The organism is Corynebacterium sp. HMSC067D03 (assembly GCF_001811185.1).
Taxonomy (GTDB): Bacteria; Actinomycetota; Actinomycetes; order Mycobacteriales; family Mycobacteriaceae; genus Corynebacterium; species Corynebacterium coyleae.
This window is the reverse complement of record NZ_KV803842.1, coordinates 96,866-119,331: the sequence shown is the minus strand read 5'-3', so window position 1 is coordinate 119,331 and position 22,466 is coordinate 96,866. Positions and strand designations below refer to the sequence as shown.

18 protein-coding genes and 1 pseudogene are annotated in these 22,466 nt (G+C 64.2%); 11 read left to right on the top strand and 8 right to left on the bottom strand.

Annotation, left to right across the window (positions count from 1 at the left end; genetic code table 11):
- Positions 1 to 35: 35 nt before the first annotated feature.
- Positions 36 to 1,121 (bottom strand): tRNA 2-thiouridine(34) synthase MnmA, encoded by a 1,086-nt coding sequence (mnmA, locus tag HMPREF2785_RS10235; RefSeq protein WP_070569423.1) that lies wholly within the window; start codon positions 1,119 to 1,121, stop codon positions 36 to 38.
- A gap of 174 nt (positions 1,122 to 1,295) precedes the next feature.
- Between mnmA and HMPREF2785_RS10230 the strand changes: the two genes are divergently transcribed.
- The 8 genes from HMPREF2785_RS10230 (at position 1,296) to HMPREF2785_RS10195 (ending at position 8,871) form a co-directional block, all read left to right on the top strand.
- Positions 1,296 to 3,404: a heavy metal translocating P-type ATPase gene (locus HMPREF2785_RS10230; RefSeq protein ID WP_083308072.1), complete on the top strand. Its 2,109-nt coding sequence runs from the start codon at positions 1,296 to 1,298 to the stop codon at positions 3,402 to 3,404.
- A 31-nt stretch (positions 3,405 to 3,435) separates the two neighbouring features.
- Positions 3,436 to 3,723: a metal-sensitive transcriptional regulator gene (locus HMPREF2785_RS10225; RefSeq protein ID WP_070569367.1), complete on the top strand. Its 288-nt coding sequence runs from the start codon at positions 3,436 to 3,438 to the stop codon at positions 3,721 to 3,723.
- A 55-nt stretch (positions 3,724 to 3,778) separates the two neighbouring features.
- Positions 3,779 to 4,885 carry a sensor histidine kinase gene (locus HMPREF2785_RS10220; RefSeq protein ID WP_083308073.1) on the top strand — a complete coding sequence of 369 codons (1,107 nt, stop codon included), beginning with the start codon at positions 3,779 to 3,781 and terminating at the stop codon, positions 4,883 to 4,885.
- Positions 4,882 to 5,562: a response regulator gene (locus HMPREF2785_RS10215; RefSeq protein WP_070569369.1), complete on the top strand. Its 681-nt coding sequence runs from the start codon at positions 4,882 to 4,884 to the stop codon at positions 5,560 to 5,562. The genes HMPREF2785_RS10220 and HMPREF2785_RS10215 overlap by 4 nt, the downstream gene beginning before the upstream one ends.
- 81 nt (positions 5,563 to 5,643) lie before the next feature.
- Complete coding sequence (locus tag HMPREF2785_RS10210) at positions 5,644 to 6,558, top strand: ABC transporter ATP-binding protein (protein WP_070615334.1); 915 nt, start codon at positions 5,644 to 5,646, stop codon at positions 6,556 to 6,558.
- Entirely contained in the window at positions 6,555 to 7,301 is a 747-nt protein-coding gene (locus HMPREF2785_RS10205; protein WP_070569375.1) for an ABC transporter permease, read from the top strand. The genes HMPREF2785_RS10210 and HMPREF2785_RS10205 overlap by 4 nt, the downstream gene beginning before the upstream one ends.
- A 3-nt stretch (positions 7,302 to 7,304) precedes the next feature.
- Entirely contained in the window at positions 7,305 to 8,054 is a 750-nt protein-coding gene (locus HMPREF2785_RS10200; protein ID WP_070615331.1) for an ABC transporter permease, read from the top strand.
- A 22-nt stretch (positions 8,055 to 8,076) separates the two neighbouring features.
- On the top strand, positions 8,077 to 8,871 hold the full coding sequence (locus tag HMPREF2785_RS10195) for a spermidine synthase (RefSeq protein WP_070615330.1): 795 nt from the start codon (positions 8,077 to 8,079) through the stop codon (positions 8,869 to 8,871).
- On the opposite strand, the gene HMPREF2785_RS10190 is transcribed toward HMPREF2785_RS10195, so the two are convergent.
- Positions 8,813 to 11,197 carry a bifunctional lysylphosphatidylglycerol flippase/synthetase MprF gene (locus tag HMPREF2785_RS10190; protein WP_070615328.1) on the bottom strand — a complete coding sequence of 795 codons (2,385 nt, stop codon included), beginning with the start codon at positions 11,195 to 11,197 and terminating at the stop codon, positions 8,813 to 8,815. The two genes, HMPREF2785_RS10195 and HMPREF2785_RS10190, sit on opposite strands and share 59 nt — an antisense overlap.
- Entirely contained in the window at positions 11,194 to 12,411 is a 1,218-nt protein-coding gene (locus HMPREF2785_RS10185; RefSeq protein WP_070615325.1) for an alpha/beta hydrolase, read from the bottom strand. Before HMPREF2785_RS10185 ends, HMPREF2785_RS10190 begins: the two co-directional genes overlap by 4 nt.
- Positions 12,412 to 12,431: 20 nt before the next feature.
- Between HMPREF2785_RS10185 and HMPREF2785_RS10180 the strand changes: the two genes are divergently transcribed.
- The gene (locus HMPREF2785_RS10180) at positions 12,432 to 13,046 is read left to right on the top strand and encodes an esterase/lipase family protein (RefSeq protein WP_070820864.1); all 615 of its coding nucleotides are present in this window, start codon (positions 12,432 to 12,434) and stop codon (positions 13,044 to 13,046) included.
- On the opposite strand, the gene HMPREF2785_RS10175 is transcribed toward HMPREF2785_RS10180, so the two are convergent.
- Genes HMPREF2785_RS10175 through HMPREF2785_RS10155 form a run of 5 tightly spaced genes read right to left on the bottom strand, consistent with a single transcriptional unit; the run spans position 13,043 to position 18,085 of the window.
- On the bottom strand, positions 13,043 to 14,089 hold the full coding sequence (locus tag HMPREF2785_RS10175) for a glycoside hydrolase family 25 protein (RefSeq protein ID WP_070615319.1): 1,047 nt from the start codon (positions 14,087 to 14,089) through the stop codon (positions 13,043 to 13,045). The genes HMPREF2785_RS10180 and HMPREF2785_RS10175 overlap by 4 nt on opposite strands.
- A gap of 58 nt (positions 14,090 to 14,147) precedes the next feature.
- Entirely contained in the window at positions 14,148 to 15,257 is a 1,110-nt protein-coding gene (locus HMPREF2785_RS10170; protein ID WP_070615316.1) for a cysteine desulfurase family protein, read from the bottom strand.
- Between the two features lie 10 nt (positions 15,258 to 15,267).
- Positions 15,268 to 16,407, bottom strand: coding sequence for a THUMP-like domain-containing protein (locus tag HMPREF2785_RS10165; protein WP_070615313.1), 1,140 nt, complete (start codon positions 16,405 to 16,407; stop codon positions 15,268 to 15,270).
- Complete coding sequence (locus HMPREF2785_RS10160) at positions 16,397 to 17,272, bottom strand: NUDIX hydrolase (protein WP_070615310.1); 876 nt, start codon at positions 17,270 to 17,272, stop codon at positions 16,397 to 16,399. The genes HMPREF2785_RS10165 and HMPREF2785_RS10160 overlap by 11 nt, the downstream gene beginning before the upstream one ends.
- A gap of 18 nt (positions 17,273 to 17,290) precedes the next feature.
- Positions 17,291 to 18,085: an ABC transporter ATP-binding protein gene (locus tag HMPREF2785_RS10155; protein ID WP_371440504.1), complete on the bottom strand. Its 795-nt coding sequence runs from the start codon at positions 18,083 to 18,085 to the stop codon at positions 17,291 to 17,293.
- A gap of 139 nt (positions 18,086 to 18,224) precedes the next feature.
- Between HMPREF2785_RS10155 and HMPREF2785_RS10150 the strand changes: the two genes are divergently transcribed.
- Together HMPREF2785_RS10150 and glgB are read left to right on the top strand one after the other, a co-directional pair.
- Positions 18,225 to 20,246, top strand: coding sequence for a maltotransferase domain-containing protein (locus HMPREF2785_RS10150; RefSeq protein ID WP_070615304.1), 2,022 nt, complete (start codon positions 18,225 to 18,227; stop codon positions 20,244 to 20,246).
- An 8-nt stretch (positions 20,247 to 20,254) separates the two neighbouring features.
- A pseudogene (glgB, locus tag HMPREF2785_RS10145) lies at positions 20,255 to 22,433 on the top strand (1,4-alpha-glucan branching protein GlgB).
- Positions 22,434 to 22,466: the final 33 nt, after the last annotated feature.

Sequence of the window (22,466 nt, the reverse complement as noted above, 5' to 3'; positions counted from 1 at the left end):
TAACGAGGTTTGCGCGACCTCGGCGGGCCCGGCCTCTACGCGGTGGCGCAGATGGTGCCTGAGCCGAGCACGATGTCGCCCTTACCGTCCGGGTCCGGCAGGTACAGCACCGCCGCCTGGCCGCGGGCCACGCCCTCGAGTGGTTGGTGGAGGGTAAGTGTCATCTGGTCGTCCTCGATACGCGCAGTGCACGGCACAACGCCACCGTGGGCGCGGATCTGCACGTTCGCTTCGAACTCGGCTGCTTCGGACATCGCAGGGTGCAGCACCTTCAGGCGGTCGGCGGTGATCTCCGAAACGCGCAGCGCGTCACGCGGACCGACGGTCACGGTGCCGGTGGCGGTGTCCACGTCGGTGACGTAGCGCGGCTTGCCGTCGGCGGCAGGCACGCGGAGGTTCAACCCCTTGCGCTGGCCGATCGTGTACTGGAAGGCACCGTCGTGCTCGGCAAGTTCGTTGCCGTCGGTGTCCCGAATCATGCCGGGACGCATGCCGATGGAGCGGCCCAGAAACGCCTGGGTGTTGCCGTCGGGGATAAAGCAGATGTCGTAAGAATCCGGCTTGGACGCGGTGGCAAACCCGTGACGGGCGGCCTCCTCACGAATCTGGGGCTTCTCCGTATCACCAACCGGGAAGATGCAGCGGTCCAACTCGTCGCGGGTCAGCACGCCGAGCACGTACGACTGGTCCTTCTTCGGGTCTTCTGCGCGGCGGAGGTTGCCGGCGTCGTCGATAATTGCGTAATGCCCAGTGGCAATCGCATCGAAGCCGAGCGTCACCGCGCGGTCCAACAGGGCTGCGAACTTGATCTTCTCGTTGCAGCGCAGGCACGGGTTCGGGGTCTCGCCGTTTTCGTACGACCAGACGAAGTTGTCGATGACCTCTTCTTTGAACCGGTCAGAGAAATCCCACACATAAAACGGGATGCCCAGTTTGTCGCACACGCGACGCGCGTCGGCGGAATCCTCGAGCGAACAACACCCGCGGGCGGATTCGCGCGTTTGCTGCGCGTCTTTGCTCAGCGCGAGGTGCACGCCGACGACATCGTGGCCGGCCTCCACCAGGCGCGCGGCGGCGACAGATGAATCGACTCCCCCGCTCATGGCCGCTAATACTCGCATGTCGCGGGAGTGTAGTCCCGCGAGCACGAAAGGCGAAACGTCCGGCTGCATGCATCGAGATAATCCCCTGGACATATACCCCCATGGGGTAATAACGTGGGAGACGGTCGCCACGCTAGCCCCCGGCGCGGCCGAACCGATCACAACAATGAACTGCAACGAAAGGACAGAACCATGAACGACAGGCACGCCCACTCCGGCACCAGACCCGGTGGGCACGCCAGCCATCATGAGCATGACGCTCACGAGGCCCATGCAGGACACGGTGGTCACGACCACGCGGGCCACGCAGGCCACGGCGATCACGTAGCCCAATTCCGCACGCTCTTCTGGATCATGCTGGTTCTCGCGATCCCGGTCGTCGGATTTAACGAAACCTTCGCCCATCTCATCGGCTACCAGCTGCCTGACGCGGAATGGGTCCGGTGGATCTCGCCGCTTTTGGGCACGGTCATTTATTTCTGGGGAGGTCGCCCGTTCTTGACGGGTGCTGTCTCCGAGATCCGCTCACGAAAACCCGGCATGATGCTGCTGATCGCGCTCGCGATCACGGTCGCCTTCGTCTCCTCTTGGGGTGCGAGCCTGAACTTGCTAGACCCCGGGCTGAATTTCTGGTGGGAACTGGCGCTGCTGGTGGTCATCATGCTGCTTGGGCACTGGATCGAGATGCGCTCCCTCGCCCAGACCACCTCGGCCCTGGATTCGCTCGCCGCACTTCTGCCCGACGAGGCCGAGAAGATCGACGGCGACGAAGTGGTGAAGGTCACCCCGGCGGATCTTGAGGTCGGCGATGTCGTGATCGTGCGGCCCGGCGCTTCCGTGCCTGCCGACGGCACAATTGTCGACGGCAGCGCCAGCATGGACGAGTCGATGGTCACCGGTGAATCGAAAACGGTGCGCCGCGGTGAAGGAGAGCAGGTGGTCGCTGGCACCATCGCGACAGACTCGGGCCTGCGCATCGAGGTCACGGCCACGGGTGGCGACACCGCGTTGGCCGGCATTCAAAAGCTCGTCACCGATGCGCAGGAATCGTCGTCACGCGCGCAACGTCTCGCGGACAAGGCTGCTGCCTGGTTGTTCTGGTTCACCCTCGGCGCCGCCATCTTGACCGCTGTGGTCTGGACCGTCGTCGGTGTGCCAAATGAAGCGGTAGTGCGCACTATCACGGTGCTCGTCATCGCCTGCCCCCACGCCCTAGGCCTTGCGATCCCGCTGGTCGTCTCAATCGCGACTGAGCGCGCGGCACGCGGCGGGGTCCTTATCAAGGATCGGCTCGCGCTCGAATCGATGCGCACCGTCGACGCAGTACTGTTCGACAAGACCGGCACCCTCACCAAAGGTGAGCCCACCGTCACCGCGATCGAACCCGCCGGCGGGCGTGATAAAGAAGACGTGCTTGCCCTGGCAGCGGCCGCCGAAGCAGACAGCGAACACCCGCTCGCCCGCGCCATCACCGGGGCTGCTCAGGCCCGTGGCGTAGCCGTCCCGCAGGCAATCGACTTTTCTTCGTCTCCAGCAGTGGGCGTGAAGGCAACTGTTGACGGTGAGGTAATCGAGGTCGGTGGCCCCTACCTGCTTGAAAAGCATTCCGCCGGGGAGCTCCCGGTCGCCGACGAGTGGCGAAAGGAGGGCGCGATCATTCTCCACGTCCTCGCCGACGGCGAAGTGATCGGAGCACTCCGGCTTGCCGACGAGATCCGCCTTGAGTCCCGCGACGCCGTCGACGCACTGCACTCTGCGGGCGCCCAAGTCGTCATGATCACCGGCGATGCGCAAGCCGTCGCCGACACCGTAGCCAAGGACCTGGGCATTGACCGGGTCTTCGCAGGCGTGCGTCCCGAGCACAAGGCCGCGAAAGTCAAGGAACTGCAAGCCGAGGGCCACAAGGTCGCCATGGTCGGCGACGGCGTCAACGACGCCCCCGCGCTGGCTCAGGCCGATGTCGGCATCGCGATCGGTGCCGGCACAGACGTGGCGATCGGCTCGGCGGGCGTCGTCCTGGCAAGCTCCGACCCGCGATCGGTGCTTTCGGTCATCGAGCTCTCCCGTGCGACCTACCGGAAGATGAAGCAGAACCTGTGGTGGGCGGCCGGCTACAACCTGCTGTCCGTTCCGCTGGCTGCCGGTATCCTCGCCCCAATCGGGTTCGTGATGCCGATGAGCGTCGGCGCAATTCTGATGTCGGCCTCGACTGTCGTCGTCGCCCTCAATGCGCAGCTGCTCCGCCGCCTCGACCTCACCCCGCAGAGCAGCACCGACCGGATGCTTGACCGGTCCAAGTGACTCGACACCGTCCACACTACTCAGGAGGCCCATGATGAACGACCACGGCTACATCAGCGATAAAGACCGCTACCTCGCCCGGCTCAAACGAATCGAGGGGCAAACCCGCGGTATCCACCGCATGATCGACGAAAACGCCTACTGCATCGACATCCTCACCCAGATCAGTGCGGTCAACGCGGCGCTGAAGGGCGTAGCACTGGGTTTGCTGGACGACCACTTGAAGCACTGTGTTGCCGATGCGATCAGCGACGGGCAGGAAGCCGACGCCAAGATCGAAGAGGCGTCCGCCGCAATCGCGCGAATGGTGAAGTCCTAAACGTCATACCGCAGTACGACGCGCGCATGCGGAGCGACAACTAGCCTTTGCGAGCATGCGCTTGTCGACGACACCCCTAACCACGATCCGCAACGCCTCGTTTGCAGCCTCGCTGGTGATGATGTGTGCACTTGGCGTCGTGTCGTCCCCGCAGGCATTGAGCTTTGCGTTGCTTGTCGGCGCGCTGGTGGTGCCGTTTACGCGGTGGCGCTGGCCGCTGGCAACTGTGGTCGGAATTGCTGCGGCCCTGGTAGTCGCGTCGTTTAGCGAGGTGCTGCCGATCGGTGTGATCGCGCTTGGCCCATTCGCTGCGTATGTGACGAGGCGCCATCTGCCTGTGCCGTTGCGTGACGTCGCAACCGCTGGCCTGCTCGTCGGCGATATCGTCGCTATCGGGTTCGTTGTGCCAGCTCTTCGGGAACTCGAGCCAACGGACCGAATCCCATACGTCGTGTGGAGCGTAACCCTGCTGACCGTGGCGTTACTCTTCGGCGAGCTGCGACGCCGAGCCGACGAAAGTGCGGAGCAGGAGCTGGCGCGCCAGCGTGCCGAGTTTGAACGCGCAGCCCAGGAGCAGCGCGCCCACTTGGCGCGAGAAATCCACGACATTGTCACCCACTCACTGACCGTCATTGTTGCGCAGGCCGACGGCGCGCGCTTCGCCGCTACCCCGGAGGCGAAGGACGAGGCGCTGCACACCATCGGCAACGTCGGCCGCGACTCGCTGCGCCAGATGCGCGGCGTGGTGGAGCTGCTGCGCGACCCTGAACAGCGCCCCCTTGAACCAACAACGCAACTGGACATCGACGGCTTGGTCGCCACCAGCCGCGCGGGCGGGCTTAACGTCGCATACACCGCCGAGGGCACCCCTCCCGAGCACCTGGCCCCGGCCACCGCGCTTACCGTCCAGCGCATCGTGCAGGAGTCCCTGACCAACGCCATGAAGCACGGCACCGGTCACGCCGAGCTCTCGGTGCGCTGGGGCGCAGATACCGTCGTGGTAGAAATGACGAACCCGGTCGCTCCCGGCGCGACTACTCGTCCGGGCCACGGAGTGGAGGGCATGCGGCAGCGCGCGGCGCTTTCCGGCGGCACGGTGACCGCATCCGCCACCCCCGCCGGCACCTGGACCACAACGGCAAGGATCCCGCTGAACTCATGATCACTCTCGGACTCGCAGACGACCAAGCGTTGTTTCTCCACGGCATCCGCAACGTCATCGACTCGCAGCCGGATTTGGAGGTGCGCTGGCTCGCCGCCAATGGTGCTGAAGCTATCGAGGCATCCGGCAATGCCACGGTGGACGTCGTGCTCATGGATGTGCAGATGCCGGTGCTGGACGGCATCGCCGCGACGAGGCAGGTCGTCGCAAAGCATCCGGCGACAAAGGTGATCATCCTGACCACGTTTGACGACGAAGCCTACGTCCTCGGCGGCCTTGGCGCCGGTGCCAGCGGTTTTCTGCTCAAGGATGCCGAGCCGGAGGCTTTGCTTGACGCTATCCGCACCGTGGCTCACGGCGATGCGGTGATTTCGCCACGGGCGACGAATAGGGTCGTCGCAAAGCTGCATGCGCCGGATGAGGAAACGGTCGCTCTGTCCCCCGCCGACCGGCTGGCGTTTCGCGAACTGACGGAACGCGAGCGCGAAGTGCTCGTGGCAATCGGCCGCGGGTGGTCCAACGGGGAGATTGCCCAGCGGATGTTCATCTCCATGCCCACGGTGAAAACCCACGTGGGCCGGGTGCTGGCGAAGACACAGTCGCGCGACCGCGTCCACGCAGCACTTTTCGCCTACCGCACCGGGCTAGTATCGCGCACCGACCTGTTGGACTCCTGACGCGTCATACCCCGGTATCACCTTCAAAATCGTCCCTCGCGCCGACGCGAAACCCCTTTCCGTTGCGCGAGCCTTGAGGTCATGGAAACACCGATGATTCAGACCCACGGTCTGACCAAAACCTACGGACGCACAGACGTCGTCCACAACCTCGACCTCAAGGTCGCTCCCGGCGTCGTACACGGCTTGCTCGGCCCGAACGGTTCCGGCAAATCCACCACGATGAAGATGCTGCTTGGCCTCATCGCTCCAACGCACGGCGACATCAGCGTGCTCGGATACCCCATGACGCGAGCGAACCGCGCGCATGTCCTTGCCGGTGTCGGCTCGCTCATCGAAGCACCTGCGGCCTACCCACACCTCACGGGTGGTGAAAACATGCGCATTGTCACGCGTCTGCTCGGCGCCGACCCCGAAGCGGTGCGCCGCGCGGTGTCACTGGTGAGCCTCGAGGGCCAGATGGACAAACTGGTGAAAAACTATTCGCTGGGCATGAAGCAGCGCCTCGGCATCGCGATGGCACTCGCACGCGACCCACAATTACTTATTCTCGACGAGCCCACCAACGGCCTCGACCCCGCCGGCATTGAAGAGATCCGCGAACTCATCATCAGCCTCGCCCGCGACCAGGGCCGCACAGTGCTGGTGTCGAGCCACCTGTTGTCAGAGATCGAGAAGATGGCGACCGACCTGACCATCATCAACCACGGCAAGCTCGTGTTCCAGGGCTCCCAAGACGAGCTGTACAGCGCGCAACTGCCGGATGTGTTCATCCAGACGCCCGATGCTGCAACTGCCGTCTCGGTCCTTCGCGCGCTGCAACCGAAACGGGTCGAGGGTGGCGTGGAGCTTTCCGGGCTTGACGACGACCACCTCGCCCACACCATCGCCCTCCTGGTTACACACGGCGTACCGCTACACCAGGTCCTGCGCAAGCGCCGCAGCCTCGAGGACATCTTCATCGGCTTGACCAACGACGAGGTGGCAAGCGCATGATGGTGGAATTTGCCAAACTCAAACGCACCAAAATCGTGTGGCTTAGCCTGCTCATGACGGTGGGGATCGTCCTCTTCGCCAACATGAGTCTCTTCGCAGGCGACAATGCCGCCGCATTCCAGGCCAACCCAGATACCGCATGGGCGGGACATCTCATCGGAATCGCCATGGCGCTGGCGTTTCTGACCCCGTTGCAGTTAGCACTGGTGGCTAGCCGCATCGTGGATACGGAGCACATCAGTGGCGGGTGGCGGCTCAACGCCATCGCAGGTACTCGCCCCGGGGCGCTGCTTCTTCGAAAGTTTGGTGTTGCGACGGTGGTAGTTGTCGTCGCAAAGTGTATTGAGTTCGCTGGGGCCATAGCGCTGCCTGTCGCGATGGGCGCGCCTGCACCGCGCGGAGCGATGCTGGAGACATGGCTGCGCTTCGGTCTCGGTGTCGCGGGCACCACACTTGCGCTCCTCGCTGTGATGCTGCTGCTCGCCGCGCTTGTCGAGTCGCAACTTGTCGTGCTCGCCGTCGGGGTCGTCGGCGGGTTCTTTGGCATCGCATCACTGCTGTCCCCACCGTGGCTGGCTGCAGTCAATCCCTTCGGATACGTCGCTGTGATCCTCCCGTTCGGCTTCACTGAAGCAGGGGTCACCCCGTCGCAGCCCGGCTGGTTGCTGTGGAGCGGCTACCTCGTCCTCGCCGTAGCGGTCTTGGTCGCCGGTACCAAAGCCCTGGATCGAAAGGAGATCTAGACCATGGACCTAATCCTTAACGACCTGCTCAAGTTTCGACGCTCCCACGTCTGGGCGGTCGCGTTCCTCGTCCCCGTAGTTGCCGTCGCGATCGGCGCCGGCAACTACGCCGCGAACACCGGCACCCTGACCGCCGGTTGGGGTAGCTATTTCTCCCAGGTCATGCTGTTTTATGGGTTGCTGTTCTGTACCGCTGGCATCGCGATCCTCGCCGCAGCCGCCTGGCGGGTCGAGCACCGCGGGCACAACTGGCTCACCATGCTCACCTCGACGCGTTCGGTGGGCAACCTGGTGGCATCGAAAATCGCCGCGATCGCGGTTACTGTCGCAGCGATGCACGCTGTTCTCATCGGCCTCACGTTGTTCGTCGGTTGGGCGTTGGGGATTCCCGGTGCAGTGCCAGGCGAGCTCCTCGTCGCAGCGTTGTTGGCCCTGGCACCAGCCGTTGCGGTGGCGTCATGGCAGTCACTGCTGTCTATGGTCATCCGTAGTTTTGCAGCACCCATCGGCATTGCGGTGGTGGCAAGTCTCATATCGTTTGGCGCACTCGCGGCTGGGGTGCCTGGCGTGCGGTTCATCGTGGCGCCTGCGTTGTTGTCGCACACGCTGTGGTTGGGCAGTTCCGCCGTCGCTGCTGCTGGAGCGCTCGGCACTGGCACCGTTACGGGTGTTCTCGCCGCCTCCGCGGCGTTGACCGTGGCGGGCTGGGCGGCTGCAGTGGCCTATCTACGGGGCACCGACGCGCGCATCTAGGCACCGGGTACGCTCACCAGCCATGGCCGCCAAAAGTGAGTTTTATGAAATCGATACCGGTGTCGCGGAGGTGCTCCACGAGCCGGACGGGTCGATGGTGTTGCTGGTCAACGGGGTGCCCAGTTCCCATATCGTGCCGGGTGACCCGCAGCGCCTCGATTTCGAGTACATGCGCTGGATGGCGGACTTTCTGGATACCCACTACCCGGATGAGGCGAAGCCGAAGTCGCGGCTGACGCACCTGGGCGGCGGCGCGTGCACGTTGGCGCGCTACTTTGCCAGCGCGTGGAAGGGCTCGCGCAACACGGTGGTGGAGATCGATTCCGAGTTGGCGGTGCTCGCCCGCGAGCTCTTCGACATCCCGCGCGCCCCGGCCGTGAAGATTCGTGTCGACGACGCCCGCGACGTCACCAACACCTTCAAACCCGCCACCCGCGACGTGATCATCCGGGACGTGTTCTCGTCGGCCACCACGCCGCGGAATCTGACGACGGTGGAGTTCTATGCGGCGGTGAGGTCGTCGATAAGCGATCGCGGCTTTTACCTCGCCAACTGTGGCTCCCACGCCGACTTGAAGGAGGCGAAGGAGGAACTCGCCGGCATGCTGGAGGTGTTCCCCCACGTCGCAGCGATTGCGGATCCGCCGATGTTCAAAGGGCGCCGCTACGGCAACATCGTGCTCATCGGCGCGAACCACCCCATCGAAGCCGGCGACGTGCTCACCCGCGAGCTGCTCAAAGGCGCAGTGCCAGCGCAGTTCAAGGGGCTTGCGTGGGCGCGCCGCTTTGCGACGACCCCACGCCACGACGAGCCATAAACTCCTTCACCACCGCTACCATGTCGGTCGCCTTCATATCGGGCAGATAGCAGTCCACCACGGCCAAACCAATCGACGCGAGCGCCATCTCGTCGTCGTACGCCAAGTTCCAACTAGTGTGCGTCGGGTGGAACTTGTGCTTCGACGCAGCCAGCGAGCGAAACCCGTACAGCGGCTCGATCTGCGCTCCGGTCTTATCCAGCACGATCTCCAAGAACGAGGTTGGCGCATCCGTGCGTGCAAGCGGCGCCCCCGAGAGCGACACCCACTCGAGCCCCTCACTCCCGGCGATGACGGCCGCCTCGGCAAGCAGGAATTCGATCACCGGCCTGAATCCCTCGGCGTCGCGGCGCATGAAGTCGAGCGTATAGCCCGCAAGTTTGCCGTGCTCGTACACCGGCAGCCAGCTCGTCACGCCGTGGAGGCGTCCTTCTTCGTCGACGGCGAGGAGCAGTTTGGTGGCGTCGTCGTCAAGTTCATCGAGCCCGCCGAGCGTAAACCCCATCTCCGGCAACGCCTTGTCTGCCACCCACTGCTCCGACAGCGCGGCAATGCGCTCGCGCATCTCAAGCGTGCACTCGCGCCAGGTCGTCCACACCGGGCGAACGCCTTCCTTAGCCGCCCTGTTGCGCGCGGTGCGGATGTTTTGAAACTTCTTGCCCTTGAACTCGAGATTATCGGTGTGCAACAACGATTCTTCTGCGACGTGGACCGTCCGGAAGCCAGGCCGGTGGAACGTCTCCGGCACCGAATACCACGCCACGCGCCACCCTTGATCCGCAGCGAAATGCTCAAATGCGTCGGCGACTGTCGTCTCGTCCGCCCCCTCAGCCACGACAGGCGAACCCACCGTCACGGCAACATTGTGCGACACACGGTACGCGACGTATCCGCTGTCGCCTGCGAAAAAGTAACGGTTGCCATCCCACAGCCCCATCCACGCAAGATGATCACCTGTCCCGGATTCGAGCATGCGCCGTGCCCTCTCGCGCTCCTCCTGCATCGGTGCAGACGGCGCTGAAGAAAGCACACGAAACAGCATCCACAGCAACGCACCCCAGAACACCACGCCAACCCATTCGGAGAGCACCCACGCCGCCGGAGCATTCGGCACAATCTGATGTCCCAACTGCACGGCCACTGCAGGGGGCATAAAACGTGCAGGAAGCTCCGCAACGACACTGCTTAGGGTGACATCCCCGATGAATCCGTCGCGCAAGATAAGGGCGCCGGTCACCCACGCGGTTGTCGTCGATAAGAGCACTGCGATACCTGGAACAAGCATCGGACGCAGGTTCGACCCAACGCGGAACTTCGCCTGCTGAGCAATCAACACCGCCAGCATGAGCACCCACGGCAACACCACCAAACCGGCGTTCACGGTGGTCAGCGCGTCGCTGCGCACGTCGAGCACCTGCGCCACCACAACCACCAACGACGCCGCACACAACACCGTCGCACCCCACCACGCCAGCCGCCGGCCGCGACGCAGCCCAAGCGCAAGCACCACCGCAAGCACCACCGGCACCAAATTGAGCAACAGCGGCCCCAACCCACTTTGCTGGTTAATGGCCATGGCCTCCCGGCAGGCAAGCGAGGAAGGATCCACACAACGCTCCTGAACCTCGCGCGCGGCCACCGCAGGCTCCCACATCAAGAGGCTTTCCGCCGCAAAAGGACCCTGCGCCGCAGGGTTGAGCGCAGTCAGCACGGGCCCGACCGATACAGCAAGGAGTAACACTGCGACGAGGACACGCGACTCCCGCAGCGTCGGTCGCGCCGCCGTGAACTGACGCGCTCCGGCGAGCACGCCACAGGCAAGGCCCACCACAACTGCTGTAAACGCAGCAACAGAGGTCAGCGTTCCCGAATACAACACAAGCGTGCCGGTCAGCGCCACAAGTACGAGACGGACCCTGCGACGCCACAACACACCCATCGACGCAGAGGCGAACGCAAGCGGCCCAATTATCCACGGCAACGGGGTGAGGTAAGTCTCGTTAACCAAGTCGGCGCCCCACCTGTTAAACCCTGCCTGTTCAACCATCGCGCCGAGCACACACGCCAACGGAAACACCAGCGCATGCGATGCGGCTGCGGCGACAACGAACCTGCGTGAACCCAAGATATGCTCTGCGGGAACGGCGAAGCACACCGCGGCGAGCGTGGCATAGATTGCCTGGGCGACATTTGGCGTTGACAAGCCCGCCGTGATCAGGTGCCACAAATGCACATCGGCGGGAAGGTCGTAACCCAGATGCGCCCGCCACGGAAACAGCGCCCACATGAAGGCGACAAGGATCAGCGTCACTGGGACGTGTTTCATTTCAGTCCTCCCCGGTGGGCGACGAATTCGAAGCTCTCGCGCAGCGCTACCCGCCACACTTGGTAACTATGCGCTCCGGGTAGTTCGGTGTAGGTGGTGTCCATCCCCGCCGCGCGGGCAAGATCGTTCAGGTGAGGCAGCGCGGTGCTTGCCATCTTGTCACTCTCTCCTGCGACGAACCGGCCCGCAATGCCGCGGTAAGTATCGGTCCCCTTCGCGTTTGCGAGCAGGTCGGCGGGGTTGATTGCTTTGAAGGCGTCTTCATCGCCGCCGAAGAGCTCGTTCACCGTCTTGTCGTGGTTGCCAAGGGATGGTTCGGGCTCCCCGGAGAAATCCAGAAACGACCCGTATGCCTCAGGGCTGTTGGTCACGACTTGTAGCGAGCAGGTCCCGCCGTAACTCAGTCCCCCGATCGTCCACGTCGACTGGTCAGGATTGACGCGGAACGTGTCTTTCAATAGCGCAGGAATATCGCTGGAAAGGTAGGTGTGCATGGCAGCGTCCGGCCCGTCGACGCATGCGGGGTTGCCCGTCGCGGAGCCTGTCGCATCAACACTGACGACGATCGGAGAAACCCCTCCGTGCTCCTGCTGGTACGCATCGGCGGTTTCTGCCGCCTGCCCGTCCGTGAACCACCCCATTGGGGATCCTGGACTTCCCGACATCAGCACCAGCACCGGTAGTGTGGCGCCGTGCCAATACGCGGGCGGCACGTAGACGACTGCATCCCGTTCAGGTGGGGCGGGCACCGTGACAAGGGCTCCTACTTCCCGGCCGTGCAGTTGTGGGGCGGTGTCTGTGCGTTCGAACTGCTCTAGGCTCATCGCTACGGTCACGCGCACGGGGTGGAACGATCCAAGCGTTGGGTACTGCTGGTATTGCAGGTTAGTGCCCAAGAATGCGAAAACTACCGCTGGCACCGCAACAACGGCCAAGAGCAGCCGCCGCCGACTGACTATCGCCGCAACTACTGCGAAGACGCCCACCGCCCACGACGCGTAGACGCGCAGCGGAATGCTATCAGGGAACGGTTTCGGCCACACGGTCAGCGCAAATACCACAACGCCCATGAGCGCAGCAGCCCCGAGCACTGCCCACCTCAAGCGGCGACGGCCAACGAGCACGGCGACAAAAATTACGCATACCGCCAGCGCGACGTAGATGACGACAGCAGCTGTGCCGCCAACCACCGGGATCGATCGAAGTGTTTCCACAGTGAGTATGTTTACTCCCTATGGCGCTTGCGTCCTATATCCCGAGGTTCCTTCCGGATCCATCCACAGCATCTTCCCAGCCACACGTCGTTGTCGCGTTGCACGGCACGCTCGGAGAACCTTTTGCGTTCCGCAAACTTGCACGTGAGTTGGAGCGGAAAGGGGTTGGTCTCCTCGCGCCTGCTTTTGGCCGAAGGGGCACATTGCTTCTCGACGACTGCGCCGCCGAAATCGCCCACACCATCACATCGTTGCCCGAAACGGCCAGACGCGTCGACATCGTCGGGCACTCCTACGGCGGGCTCGTCGGCCTTCGGGCGCTGGCCGTGCCGGAGGTTCGCAAGCGCGTCCACACATTGGTCGGTCTCGGTGCGTGTTGGCGCGGCACTGACAGCGGATGGTGGCCCAGGTGGCTGGTGCGCCGGGTGATCGGGGAATCCTTCGTCGGGCTCGAGGAGCACGACACGCAGCCGGTAGTTCCCCCGAACGTTGAGGTCGTCTCGATTGTCTCGGATGCGGACCGGGTGGTGCCGGCGTCGTCGTCAAGCTTGGGGCGCGTGGTGCACCTCCACGGGGTTGCGCACAACAGGCTTCCGGCCCAAACAGGGCCGATCATGCGCGCCCTGGGCTGTTAGTGCTTCAGCGCGTTATCCAGCAAGATCAGCAGATCGCCGATCTGGTAGTTGCCGACCATCATGGTGCGCAGGTCGTCGATAGGCAGCTCGCCCTGGCCTGCGAGCTGCTGGACCAGACGTGCGATGTTGTTCGCATCCGTCAGGTCGAAGCCCGCCAGACGTGCGGCGTCGATGAACTGCTGCACACCAAGACCACCGGCAGCCAGCGCAAGAACCGCGATAACCAGCTTGGTGCTGTCCTGCTCAAGCACCTTTAACTCGCCGGAATCAGGCGCCTGGAAACGCTCCAACACGCCACCAGCAGCGTTCAAGTTGCCCGCGGCGAACTGGTTCAACTGGCCCGACGTGCCGTTGAACAGGTTCATGTCCACCGGGGTGTTGATGCCGACGACACGGCCGGAGTCGCTGCGCTGCCAAAACGACAGCTTGTCCCAACCACCAACCGGCGCCGGGGGCTGATTCTGGTACGCGGCAAGCCACAGCGGGTAGGACGTGAACGCAGAGGTGTCGTTCATGTGCTCGTACCAGAAGTAGCGGTACGTGTAGATCATCGGCTTCTTGCCCGTCTGCGCCTGCACCTCAGACAAAAAGCGCTGCGTCCACGCCGCAAGCTGGACCGGGCCGAGGCCCTCGTCGACCTCAAGGTCGAGCACCGGCGGCAACTGCGTTGCCGGGCCCTGGTTGATCACGGAGGCGAAGTAACGCGCCTGCGTGACCGGGTCCTCGGCGGGGCGCGCGTAGTGGTAGGCGCCGACCTTCAGGCCGGCGTCGGCAGCGGCTTTGGCGTCCTCGTCGTAAAACTCGTTCTTCCAGCCCTCGCCCTCAGATGCCTTGACAAAGGCGAAGTCCTGGCCGCCGATCGTGCCCACCGAGCGCCAGTCGATGGCCGCACCGCCCGGACGCTGGTGGCCCGCGACATCGACGCCGGAGACCACGCCCGGGATCGACTGAGCGTCGGCCTGACCAAGCGGCGTGACGGTTGTGGCAAACAGCAGGGCGGCGACAGCGGCCGCTGCGGAACGGATTCGGCGAGACATCTGCATGCGGGCAACACTAGTGCACCCAAATCACACACATCACACGCGACACGCGCGTTGCGGGTTAGAGTGCGCCAGCCTCCCGTGCCTTAGCCACCACGTCCGGGATCGCGTTGAGGAACGCCTCCACGTCCTGCGCCGTGTTCGTACGCCCGACCGTCACACGCAACGCCCCCATCGCCTCACGCTCGCTGTACCCCATCGCCTCGAGCACGTGGCTCATGCGCAGCACGCCACTGGCGCACGCCGAGCCCGCCGACACCGAAATACCCTGCACGTCCAGCAACATGATCAACGCGTCCGCGTTCGCGCCGGGGAACATGAAGTGCGCGTGCCCCGGCAGCGCGGGCTCTTGCGTTGCGACGACCACCCCATCCACACGTTGCCTCACCCCCTCAATGAGCGCGTCCCGCAGGCGCTCAATCTCGGTATGTTCTGCGATCGCCTCCTCGAGCGCCACCGCCGTGGCGGCGGCCGATGCGACGTCGACGGTGCCGGAGCGGATCCCGCGCTCCTGCCCCCCGCCCAGAATCACCGGTTTCGGCGCGGGCGAGCGTTTCGCTAGCAGAATGCCGGTGCCGCGCGGGCCGCCAAACTTGTGAGCGCTGGCCGCAAGCGTGGTCGCGCCAAGCGCGTGAAAATCCACCGGCACGTGGCCGACCGCTTGCACCGCATCGACGTGCACCGGCGTGCCGACGGCGGTGGCGCGCTCGATCGCCTCACCCACCGGCTGGATCGCGCCGGTTTCGTTGTTCGCCCACATCATCGTCGCAACCGCCGCCGGCGTATCCAACGCACTCAAGTCCGTCACGTGTCCGTCGCGCCCCACCGGCAGCCACTCCACATCCGCCCCAGTCTGGCCGAGAGACTTGACTACTTCGAGCACGGCGGGGTGCTCGATAGGCGTAGCAACGACCCGATCCAGCTCGGATGCATCAAACAGCCCGCGCACCCCAATGTTGTTGGCCTCTGTGCCCGAGCCGGTAAACACCACCTCGACGGGGTCGGCGCCGAGGGCGCCCGCGATGCGCTCGCGGGCGTCGGCAAGCACGGCATTCGCCTTGCGCCCCGCAGCATGTTGGCTTCCCGCGTTGAGGGCGCCTGCGTGTTCCACCCACGCGTCGATCGCACACTGGCGCATCGGAGTTGTAGCAGCGTGATCGAAATAGACCATGCGCCCAAGGTTAGGCGTGCACGCGCGGCCCGCACACATGCGCCACCGCCTGATCCCCAATCCGCGCGATCACCACCGCCATCTGTGCCTTGCCGCGCAGCTTCAGTTTCTTGCGCAACTGGTCCGGATCTACATCAACGCCGCGCACGAGGATCTCCACGCTGCCAGCACCGTGGGAGGCGAGCACCTTCTTCAGGGCACGCAGCGGCACCGCTTCGAGGAAGGGAAAGCCACTGTAGCCTGCCGGGATCTGCTCGCCGGTCAGATACGCAATGTGCTCGTCGAGCATGCTCAGCCCGTGACGCGCAGCCCACCCACGCACCAGGCCCGCGCGCACCACTGCCCCGTCCGGGTCGATGATGTAGCGCTGTGGGGCGGTGACGTCGACGGTGTCGTCGTCAAGATCGGTGACACGCTCCTCGCCATCTCGCAGGACCACCGCTTCTCGACGAACCCCTCCCGCCAACCCCGGCGTATACAAACACGCCTCTTTGACGCCGCCGTCGACAGACACCACGCTGACCAGCCCATCCCACCCCGAATAGTCGATGCCTGGCGCGCACTTCACCGCCATCTCGCGGCCGGCGTGCGCATCGAGCAAATCCGGCAGCGGTGGAAGCAACTGGGCTGGGTCGGTGATTCGGCGGCCCCCGGCGCGACGCGCTGGATCAGCAACCACCACCCCGTCAGACGTCACCGGCCTGAGCGCATCCGCCTGCGCTAGCCACGCTTCCTGACCAAGGTTGTGCCGCGCCATGATCAAACGAGACATATCCAGGTCACTGCCCATCCACGCAATGCCACGCTGACGAAACGCCGGAGCTTCCGAGCCGACAGAACACGTCACGTCGTGCACCATCTGCGCCCCCGCCTCGGCAATGCGCGCGGCACGTACCCCCGCTACGCGTGCTGGGGTGGCCTGCTGCGCGGCGTCGGCATCGGTAAGCCAATGGGTAGGAAACTTGCCGGTTGCGGCGCGCCGGGCGGCGATAAGCGCGCTGACGGCTCGGGCGTAGTCGCCAAAGTGTTGGTCCAACACCGCACGGTCGGCGAACACGCTCGACTTAGTCAGGGCGATCTCGGGCTCGACTGCGGAGATCGCGTCAGCGTTCGCTGCGAGGAACCGTGCCTCTGCGACGCTAAATGTCATAGCGTTTTCCAATCCGGTCTACTGGTCGGAACGTGAAGAACTCTTCGTATCGCGCATCGTCGACCGGGTCACCGATCACGGGAGCGAGGCTTGCTCTTTCCGCGGCGTGCAGGACGTCGTCGACAGTGTCAAAGCGTCGCAGCTCGCTTAACTGCGCCCACGTCGAAGGGGCAAGGCGCACCAAACCATGCCGCCAGCCGTCAAGGATCAACTGTGGTGGGAACCAGTTCGCGTCGTCTGCCTCCCACGTATCCGAATCCGGCTCTTGGCCCTCCGGATTAGCGGCGACAAAGGTAAACGTGTCAAACCAATTGCCGCTTTCGGACACCCCGACCCAGCGCGCCACCGGCTTGAGCAGGTCCGCGCACACGTTGAGGTTGCTCTCCTGCAACACGTCAGTCAGGGAAAGCTCGTGAGATTCGAGCCGGAGGCGGTGGTTGTGGAAGGGGCGGGCGTCGTCGAGAAGCGTGCCGTCATCGTCAACCGCAAGCAGCGTGCCAGTCTCCTCGAACAGCTCGCGCACCGCCGCGAACAACACCGCGTGAGCCTTGTATTTGGTCACCCCGAGCTGGCGAGCAAGCGAAATCGCGGAACGCCCAAGCCACAACTCGCCATCGTCCCAGGCACGCGGCGGGAAATCACGCGAATCCACCCCGCCGCCCGGAAACACCGTCAACCCCGGGTAATTCGGCATGGACAGGACACGCTCCTGCACCCACACCTCAATCCCCTCGGCGCTGTTACGCAGCAGAATTACCGTCGCAGATAAACGCGCACCGAAAAACCCGCTCTTCTCGCTCGGGTCAATCGAATCGGCCTCGTCGTGCGACAACACGGCCTCGTTGCGCTTCTTCTCCGTCGGCATTGCTCCCACCCCGGCGGTCTACGCCCGGTGCGCACCCCTGCGGGCTGAACGGGCGCGGCGTGCGAAGAAACGCCCGTCATCGCGCGTCACTTCGATCGGCTGGTGGTAGGCGCGCGAGACGTTCTCGGACGCCAGCACGTCATCGATGAGCCCTTGGGCGACAATCTCGCCTTCATCCAGCAGCATCGCGTGGGTAAACCCGTCCGGGATCTCCTCCAGGTGGTGGGTGATCATGACGATCGCCGGCGCATCGGGGTCCATTGCCAGATCCCCCAGGTAGGCCAGGAGGTCCTCACGGCCGCCGAGGTCCATGCCGGCGGCGGGCTCGTCGAGAATAAGCAGCTCCGGGTTGGTCATCACGGCACGCGCAACGAGCACGCGCTTCTTCTCGCCGTCAGACAGGGTGCCCCAGCGACGGTCGATCAGGTGCATCGCGCCGACTTGCTCAAGTACTTCGAGGGCTTGGTCGTAATCCATCTCGTCGTAGTCCTCGCGCCAACGCCCCAAAATGGCGTAACCAGCGGAGACTACGAGGTCGCCGACCTTCTCGTCCTCCGGCACACGGTTCGCCACCGCGGAGGACGTCACACCGATCGCGGCACGCAAGTCGCGCATATCGGTGGCGCCGACGCGCTCGCCGAGAATGAACACGTGGCCTGCCGATGGAAACTCCTGCGCCGACGCCATCCGGATCAAGGTGGTTTTGCCGGCGCCGTTCGGCCCGATGACCACCCACCTCTCGTCGAGCTCGACCTGCCAATCGACAGGGCCGACGAGCGTGTGTCCGCCGCGAATGAAGGACACGTCGCGCATGTCGATGAGCAGGTCCGGATCTGTCACCAATTCCTCTGTCTGATTCACGTCCCCCATCTTGGCCTATTTCGGCCCGCGTGTGTGGTTGCCCCGCGCTACCCTGGCGGGTGAATCAATGGTCGCTCGGAAGGTTTTGATGATGGTTGCTCGCTTCGGCATCGACGACGTCCGCCCCCAGGTCTCTGGGCGCACGTTGCCGTCGAAGGCGGTTGTTGGTGAGGTCGTGCCGGTTTCCGCGTTGGTGTGGCGCGAGGGCCACGATGCGATTGCTGCGACGCTGGTACTTGTCGCGCCGTCGGGTGCGCAGTACGAGGTGCCGATGCACGCCGAGTTTTATCGGCCGGATTATTGCCATGCGGTGTTTGTGCCGGACGAGCAAGGTCTGTGGCGCTATCGGGTGGATGCGTGGAGCGACGTCATGGCCACGTGGCGCAACGCGGTGGAAAAGAAGCTCGCCGCCGGCCAGTCGGAGGCGGAGTTGGCCAACGATATCGCGCATGGCGTGGAATTGTTCGACGCCGCGATTGCTCAGCATGCTTCCCCGGTGCTTGCCTCCGCGCGCGCATCGCTTATCGACGACACCCTGCCCCTTTCCCAACGCCTCACCCCCGGGTGCTCCCAGGAGGTGCGCGACGTGCTCGCCGAACACCCGCTGCGTGAATTGGTCACCCGCGGGCCCGTCGCCGATATCCTTGTGGAGCGTCGCGAGGCACTTGTGAACTCCTGGTACGAACTGTTTCCCCGTTCCACCGGCGGTGTGGATAAAAAGGGCAACCCGATCCACGGCACCTGGGCCACCACCGCGGCGCAATTGGACCGAGTGGCGGCGATGGGGTTCGACACCGTCTATTTCCCGCCCATCCACCCGATTGGCGAGGTCAACCGCAAAGGCCGCAACAACACCCTCACCCCCGAAGACGGCGACGTCGGCTCCCCGTGGGCCATCGGGTCTAAATACGGCGGCCACGACGCCTTCGACCCAAACCTGGGCGGCGAGGACGAATTTTTGGACATGATGGACCACGCCAACGAGTTGGGTCTGGAGATCGCCCTCGACTTCGCCCTGCAGGCTGCGCCCGATCACCCGTGGGCGAAAGAGCACCCGGAGTTTTTCACCGTGCTCGCCGACGGCACCATCGCCTATGCCGAAAACCCGCCAAAGAAGTACCAGGACATCTACCCGCTGAACTTCGACAACGCGCCCGAGGCCCTCTACGCCGAGATCTACCGGGTGCTCATGTACTGGGTCAACCTCGGCGTGACCACCTTCCGTGTAGACAATCCCCACACGAAGCCGGTGAACTTCTGGCACTGGCTCATTTCCAAGGTCCACGAAACCGACCCGGACGTCATCTTCCTCGCCGAGGCGTTTACCCGCCCACCGCGCATGTACGGGCTATCCAAGGCAGGGTTTAGCCAGTCGTACACCCACTTCACCTGGAAGGTAACCAAGTCGGAACTGACCGACTTCGCCCAACTGCTTGTCGACGTCGCCGACGTCTCCCGCCCCAACCTCTTCGTCAACACCCCCGACATCCTCCACGCGACCCTGCAGGAAGGCGGGCCAGCAGCCTTTGCGCTGCGCGCCACACTCGCCGCCACCATGAGCCCTTTGTGGGGCGTGTACTCCGGCTACGAACTCTACGAAAACCGCCCCGTCGCCGCCGGCAGCGAGGAATACCACGACAGCGAAAAATACCAACTGCGCCACCGCGACTTCGACGCCGCGCTCAAACAAGGCAAATCCCTCGAGCCGTACCTGACGCTGCTCAACCAGATCCGTCGCGACAACCCCGCCCTGCAGCAACTGCGCCAAATCCGCTTCCACCGCATCGACAACGACAACCTCATCGCCTACTCCAAGGTCGATGCGATTTCCGGCAACGCGGTGTTGGTCGTCGTCAATCTGGACCCCACCGGCACCCAAGAAGGCCTGCTGCACATCGACGCCGACGCCATCGGACTGAGCCCCGGCACCTTCGACGTCCACGACCAGATCACCAACGAGCGATACACCTGGACAACCGCCGAAACCGGCAACTACGTCAAACTCACACCCGAGAAAAACGTCGCGCACATTCTGCGTTTGCCCGAGGTTGCGCCGGATCGTCGAGAAGCACTCGCGTACCGTCAGATCTCAGACCACGACTACCGCCCCTAAGGACCACCATGAACACCAACCTGCTCATCCCGGACGGGGACCGCCAACGCCTCCTCGCCTGCACCCACAACGCACCCCACGACATCTACGGCTGGCACCCCCACGGCGACGGATCCATCATCCGCACCCGCTTCATCGGTGCCGAACGCGTCGAACTGCTCATCCACAACGCGTCCCAACCCATGCAACCGCTTGGCGACGACATCTGGGCCACCACCCTCGACGACACCCACACCCCCGACTACCGCTACCGCATCACCTACCCCGGTGCAGCCCCCATCATCGTCGCCGATGCCTACAACTTCCTACCCACCCTCGGCTCCCTCGACATCCACCTCATCAACGAAGGCCGCCACGAACGCCTCTGGGACGTCCTCGGCGCAAACGTCCGCACCTACGAAACCACACTCGGCGTCGTCACCGGCACCTCATTTGCCGTCTGGGCACCCAACGCCACCGGCGTAGCCGTCATCGGCAACTTCTGCTCCTGGAACCCCAGCCAGTACCCCATGCGCAGCCTCGGCGTCTCCGGCGTCTGGGAAATCTTCATCCCCGGCATCGGCGACGGCGACGCTTACAAATTCGCCATCCACACCGCCGACGGCACACGCATCGACAAAGCCGACCCGCTCGCCAAACGCACGTTGACACCACCCGAGACGGTGTCAGTCGTCGCAAAGCAAAGCGAATTCGAATGGAGCGACCACGACTGGATCACCGCCCGTGCCGGACGCGACGCCACCAACTCCGCCATGAGCATCTACGAAATGCCACATCGGCTCCTGGAAACAAGGCGCAACCTACGCCACACTTACCGACGAACTCGTGCCCTACCTCGTCGAAAACGGCTACACCCACGTCGAATTCCTCCCCGTCGCCGAACACCCCTTCGGCGGCTCCTGGGGCTACCAAGTCACCGGCTACTACGCCCCCACCGCACGCTGGGGAAGCCCCGACGACTTCCGCCGCCTCGTCGACACACTGCACGCCAACGGCATCGGCGTCATCGTCGACTGGGTGCCCGCCCACTTCCCCAAAGACGACTTCGCCCTCGCACGCTTCGACGGCACACCCCTCTACGAACACCCCGACTGGCGACGCGGCGAACAACGCGACTGGGGCACCTACGTGTTCAACTTCGGCCGCCGCGAAGTCCGCAACTTCCTCGTCGCCAACGCCCTGTACTGGTTCGAAGAATTCCACCTCGACGGCATCCGCGTCGACGCCGTCGCCTCCATGCTCTACCTCGACTACTCCCGCGAACCCGGCGAATGGCTCCCCAACCAACACGGCGGCCGCGAACACTGGGAAGCCGTCCAATTCCTCCAAGAAATGAACGCCACCGTCCACCGCGAACACCCCGGCGTGCTCACCATCGCCGAAGAATCCACCGCATGGCCAGGCGTGACCGCCGAAACCGACGCCGACGGCCTCGGATTCTCCATGAAGTGGAACATGGGTTGGATGAACGACACCCTCGAATACTTCTCACTCGACCCCGTCCACCGCTCCCACCACCACAACGAAATCACCTTCTCGCTCGTCTACGCCTTCTCCGAACGCTACGTCCTACCGTTCAGCCACGACGAAGTCGTCCACGGCAAAGGCTCCCTGTGGCAGCGCATGCCTGGCGACGACTGGAACAAAGCCGCGGGCTTACGCGCCCTTTACGGCTACATGTACTCCCACCCCGGCAAACCACTCATGTTCATGGGCTGCGAATGGGGCCAAACCACCGAATGGGACGAAGCTCACTCCATCAACTGGGACGACCTGCACCGCGACTACCACGCCGGCATCAAACGCCTCGTACGCGACCTCAACCTGGTCTACCGCGACACCCCCGCCCTGTACTCCCAAGACAACACCCCCATGGGCTTCCAGTGGATCAAGGGCGACGACGCCTCAAACAACGTGCTGGCCTACGTCCGCTGGGGCGTCGACGCCACCCCAGTCCTCGCCGTGATCAACCTCTCCGGCGTCTCCTTGCCCAGCTACCGCCTCGGCCTGCCCGAAGCAGGCGCATGGGACATGCTGATCAACACCGACGAATCAGTCTACGGTGGCGCGGGCAACGAACTGCCGCGCACCGTGTACACCGAACCCACCGAGTGGGACCGGTTCGACCAGTCCATCGAACTGCACATCCCAGCCATGAGCGTGCAGTACTACGTCCTCCGGCGCTAAGTGCCGAACAGTTGGTCCATTGCCCCGCGGTTG

What these genes read in the sequence shown, in the direction of transcription:
- mnmA (WP_070569423.1), bottom strand. Translation starts at nt 1,121, where the DNA reads ATGCGAGTATTAGCGGCCATGAGCGGGGGAGTCGATTCATCTGTCGCC.
- HMPREF2785_RS10230 (WP_083308072.1), top strand. Translation starts at nt 1,296, where the DNA reads ATGAACGACAGGCACGCCCACTCCGGCACCAGACCCGGTGGGCACGCC.
- HMPREF2785_RS10225 (WP_070569367.1), top strand. Translation starts at nt 3,436, where the DNA reads ATGATGAACGACCACGGCTACATCAGCGATAAAGACCGCTACCTCGCC.
- HMPREF2785_RS10220 (WP_083308073.1), top strand. Translation starts at nt 3,779, where the DNA reads ATGCGCTTGTCGACGACACCCCTAACCACGATCCGCAACGCCTCGTTT.
- HMPREF2785_RS10215 (WP_070569369.1), top strand. Translation starts at nt 4,882, where the DNA reads ATGATCACTCTCGGACTCGCAGACGACCAAGCGTTGTTTCTCCACGGC.
- HMPREF2785_RS10210 (WP_070615334.1), top strand. Translation starts at nt 5,644, where the DNA reads ATGGAAACACCGATGATTCAGACCCACGGTCTGACCAAAACCTACGGA.
- HMPREF2785_RS10205 (WP_070569375.1), top strand. Translation starts at nt 6,555, where the DNA reads ATGATGGTGGAATTTGCCAAACTCAAACGCACCAAAATCGTGTGGCTT.
- HMPREF2785_RS10200 (WP_070615331.1), top strand. Translation starts at nt 7,305, where the DNA reads ATGGACCTAATCCTTAACGACCTGCTCAAGTTTCGACGCTCCCACGTC.
- HMPREF2785_RS10195 (WP_070615330.1), top strand. Translation starts at nt 8,077, where the DNA reads ATGGCCGCCAAAAGTGAGTTTTATGAAATCGATACCGGTGTCGCGGAG.
- HMPREF2785_RS10190 (WP_070615328.1), bottom strand. Translation starts at nt 11,197, where the DNA reads ATGAAACACGTCCCAGTGACGCTGATCCTTGTCGCCTTCATGTGGGCG.
- HMPREF2785_RS10180 (WP_070820864.1), top strand. Translation starts at nt 12,432, where the DNA reads ATGGCGCTTGCGTCCTATATCCCGAGGTTCCTTCCGGATCCATCCACA.
- HMPREF2785_RS10175 (WP_070615319.1), bottom strand. Translation starts at nt 14,089, where the DNA reads ATGCAGATGTCTCGCCGAATCCGTTCCGCAGCGGCCGCTGTCGCCGCC.
- HMPREF2785_RS10170 (WP_070615316.1), bottom strand. Translation starts at nt 15,257, where the DNA reads ATGGTCTATTTCGATCACGCTGCTACAACTCCGATGCGCCAGTGTGCG.
- HMPREF2785_RS10165 (WP_070615313.1), bottom strand. Translation starts at nt 16,407, where the DNA reads ATGACATTTAGCGTCGCAGAGGCACGGTTCCTCGCAGCGAACGCTGAC.
- HMPREF2785_RS10160 (WP_070615310.1), bottom strand. Translation starts at nt 17,272, where the DNA reads ATGCCGACGGAGAAGAAGCGCAACGAGGCCGTGTTGTCGCACGACGAG.
- HMPREF2785_RS10155 (WP_371440504.1), bottom strand. Translation starts at nt 18,085, where the DNA reads ATGCGCGACGTGTCCTTCATTCGCGGCGGACACACGCTCGTCGGCCCT.
- HMPREF2785_RS10150 (WP_070615304.1), top strand. Translation starts at nt 18,225, where the DNA reads ATGGTTGCTCGCTTCGGCATCGACGACGTCCGCCCCCAGGTCTCTGGG.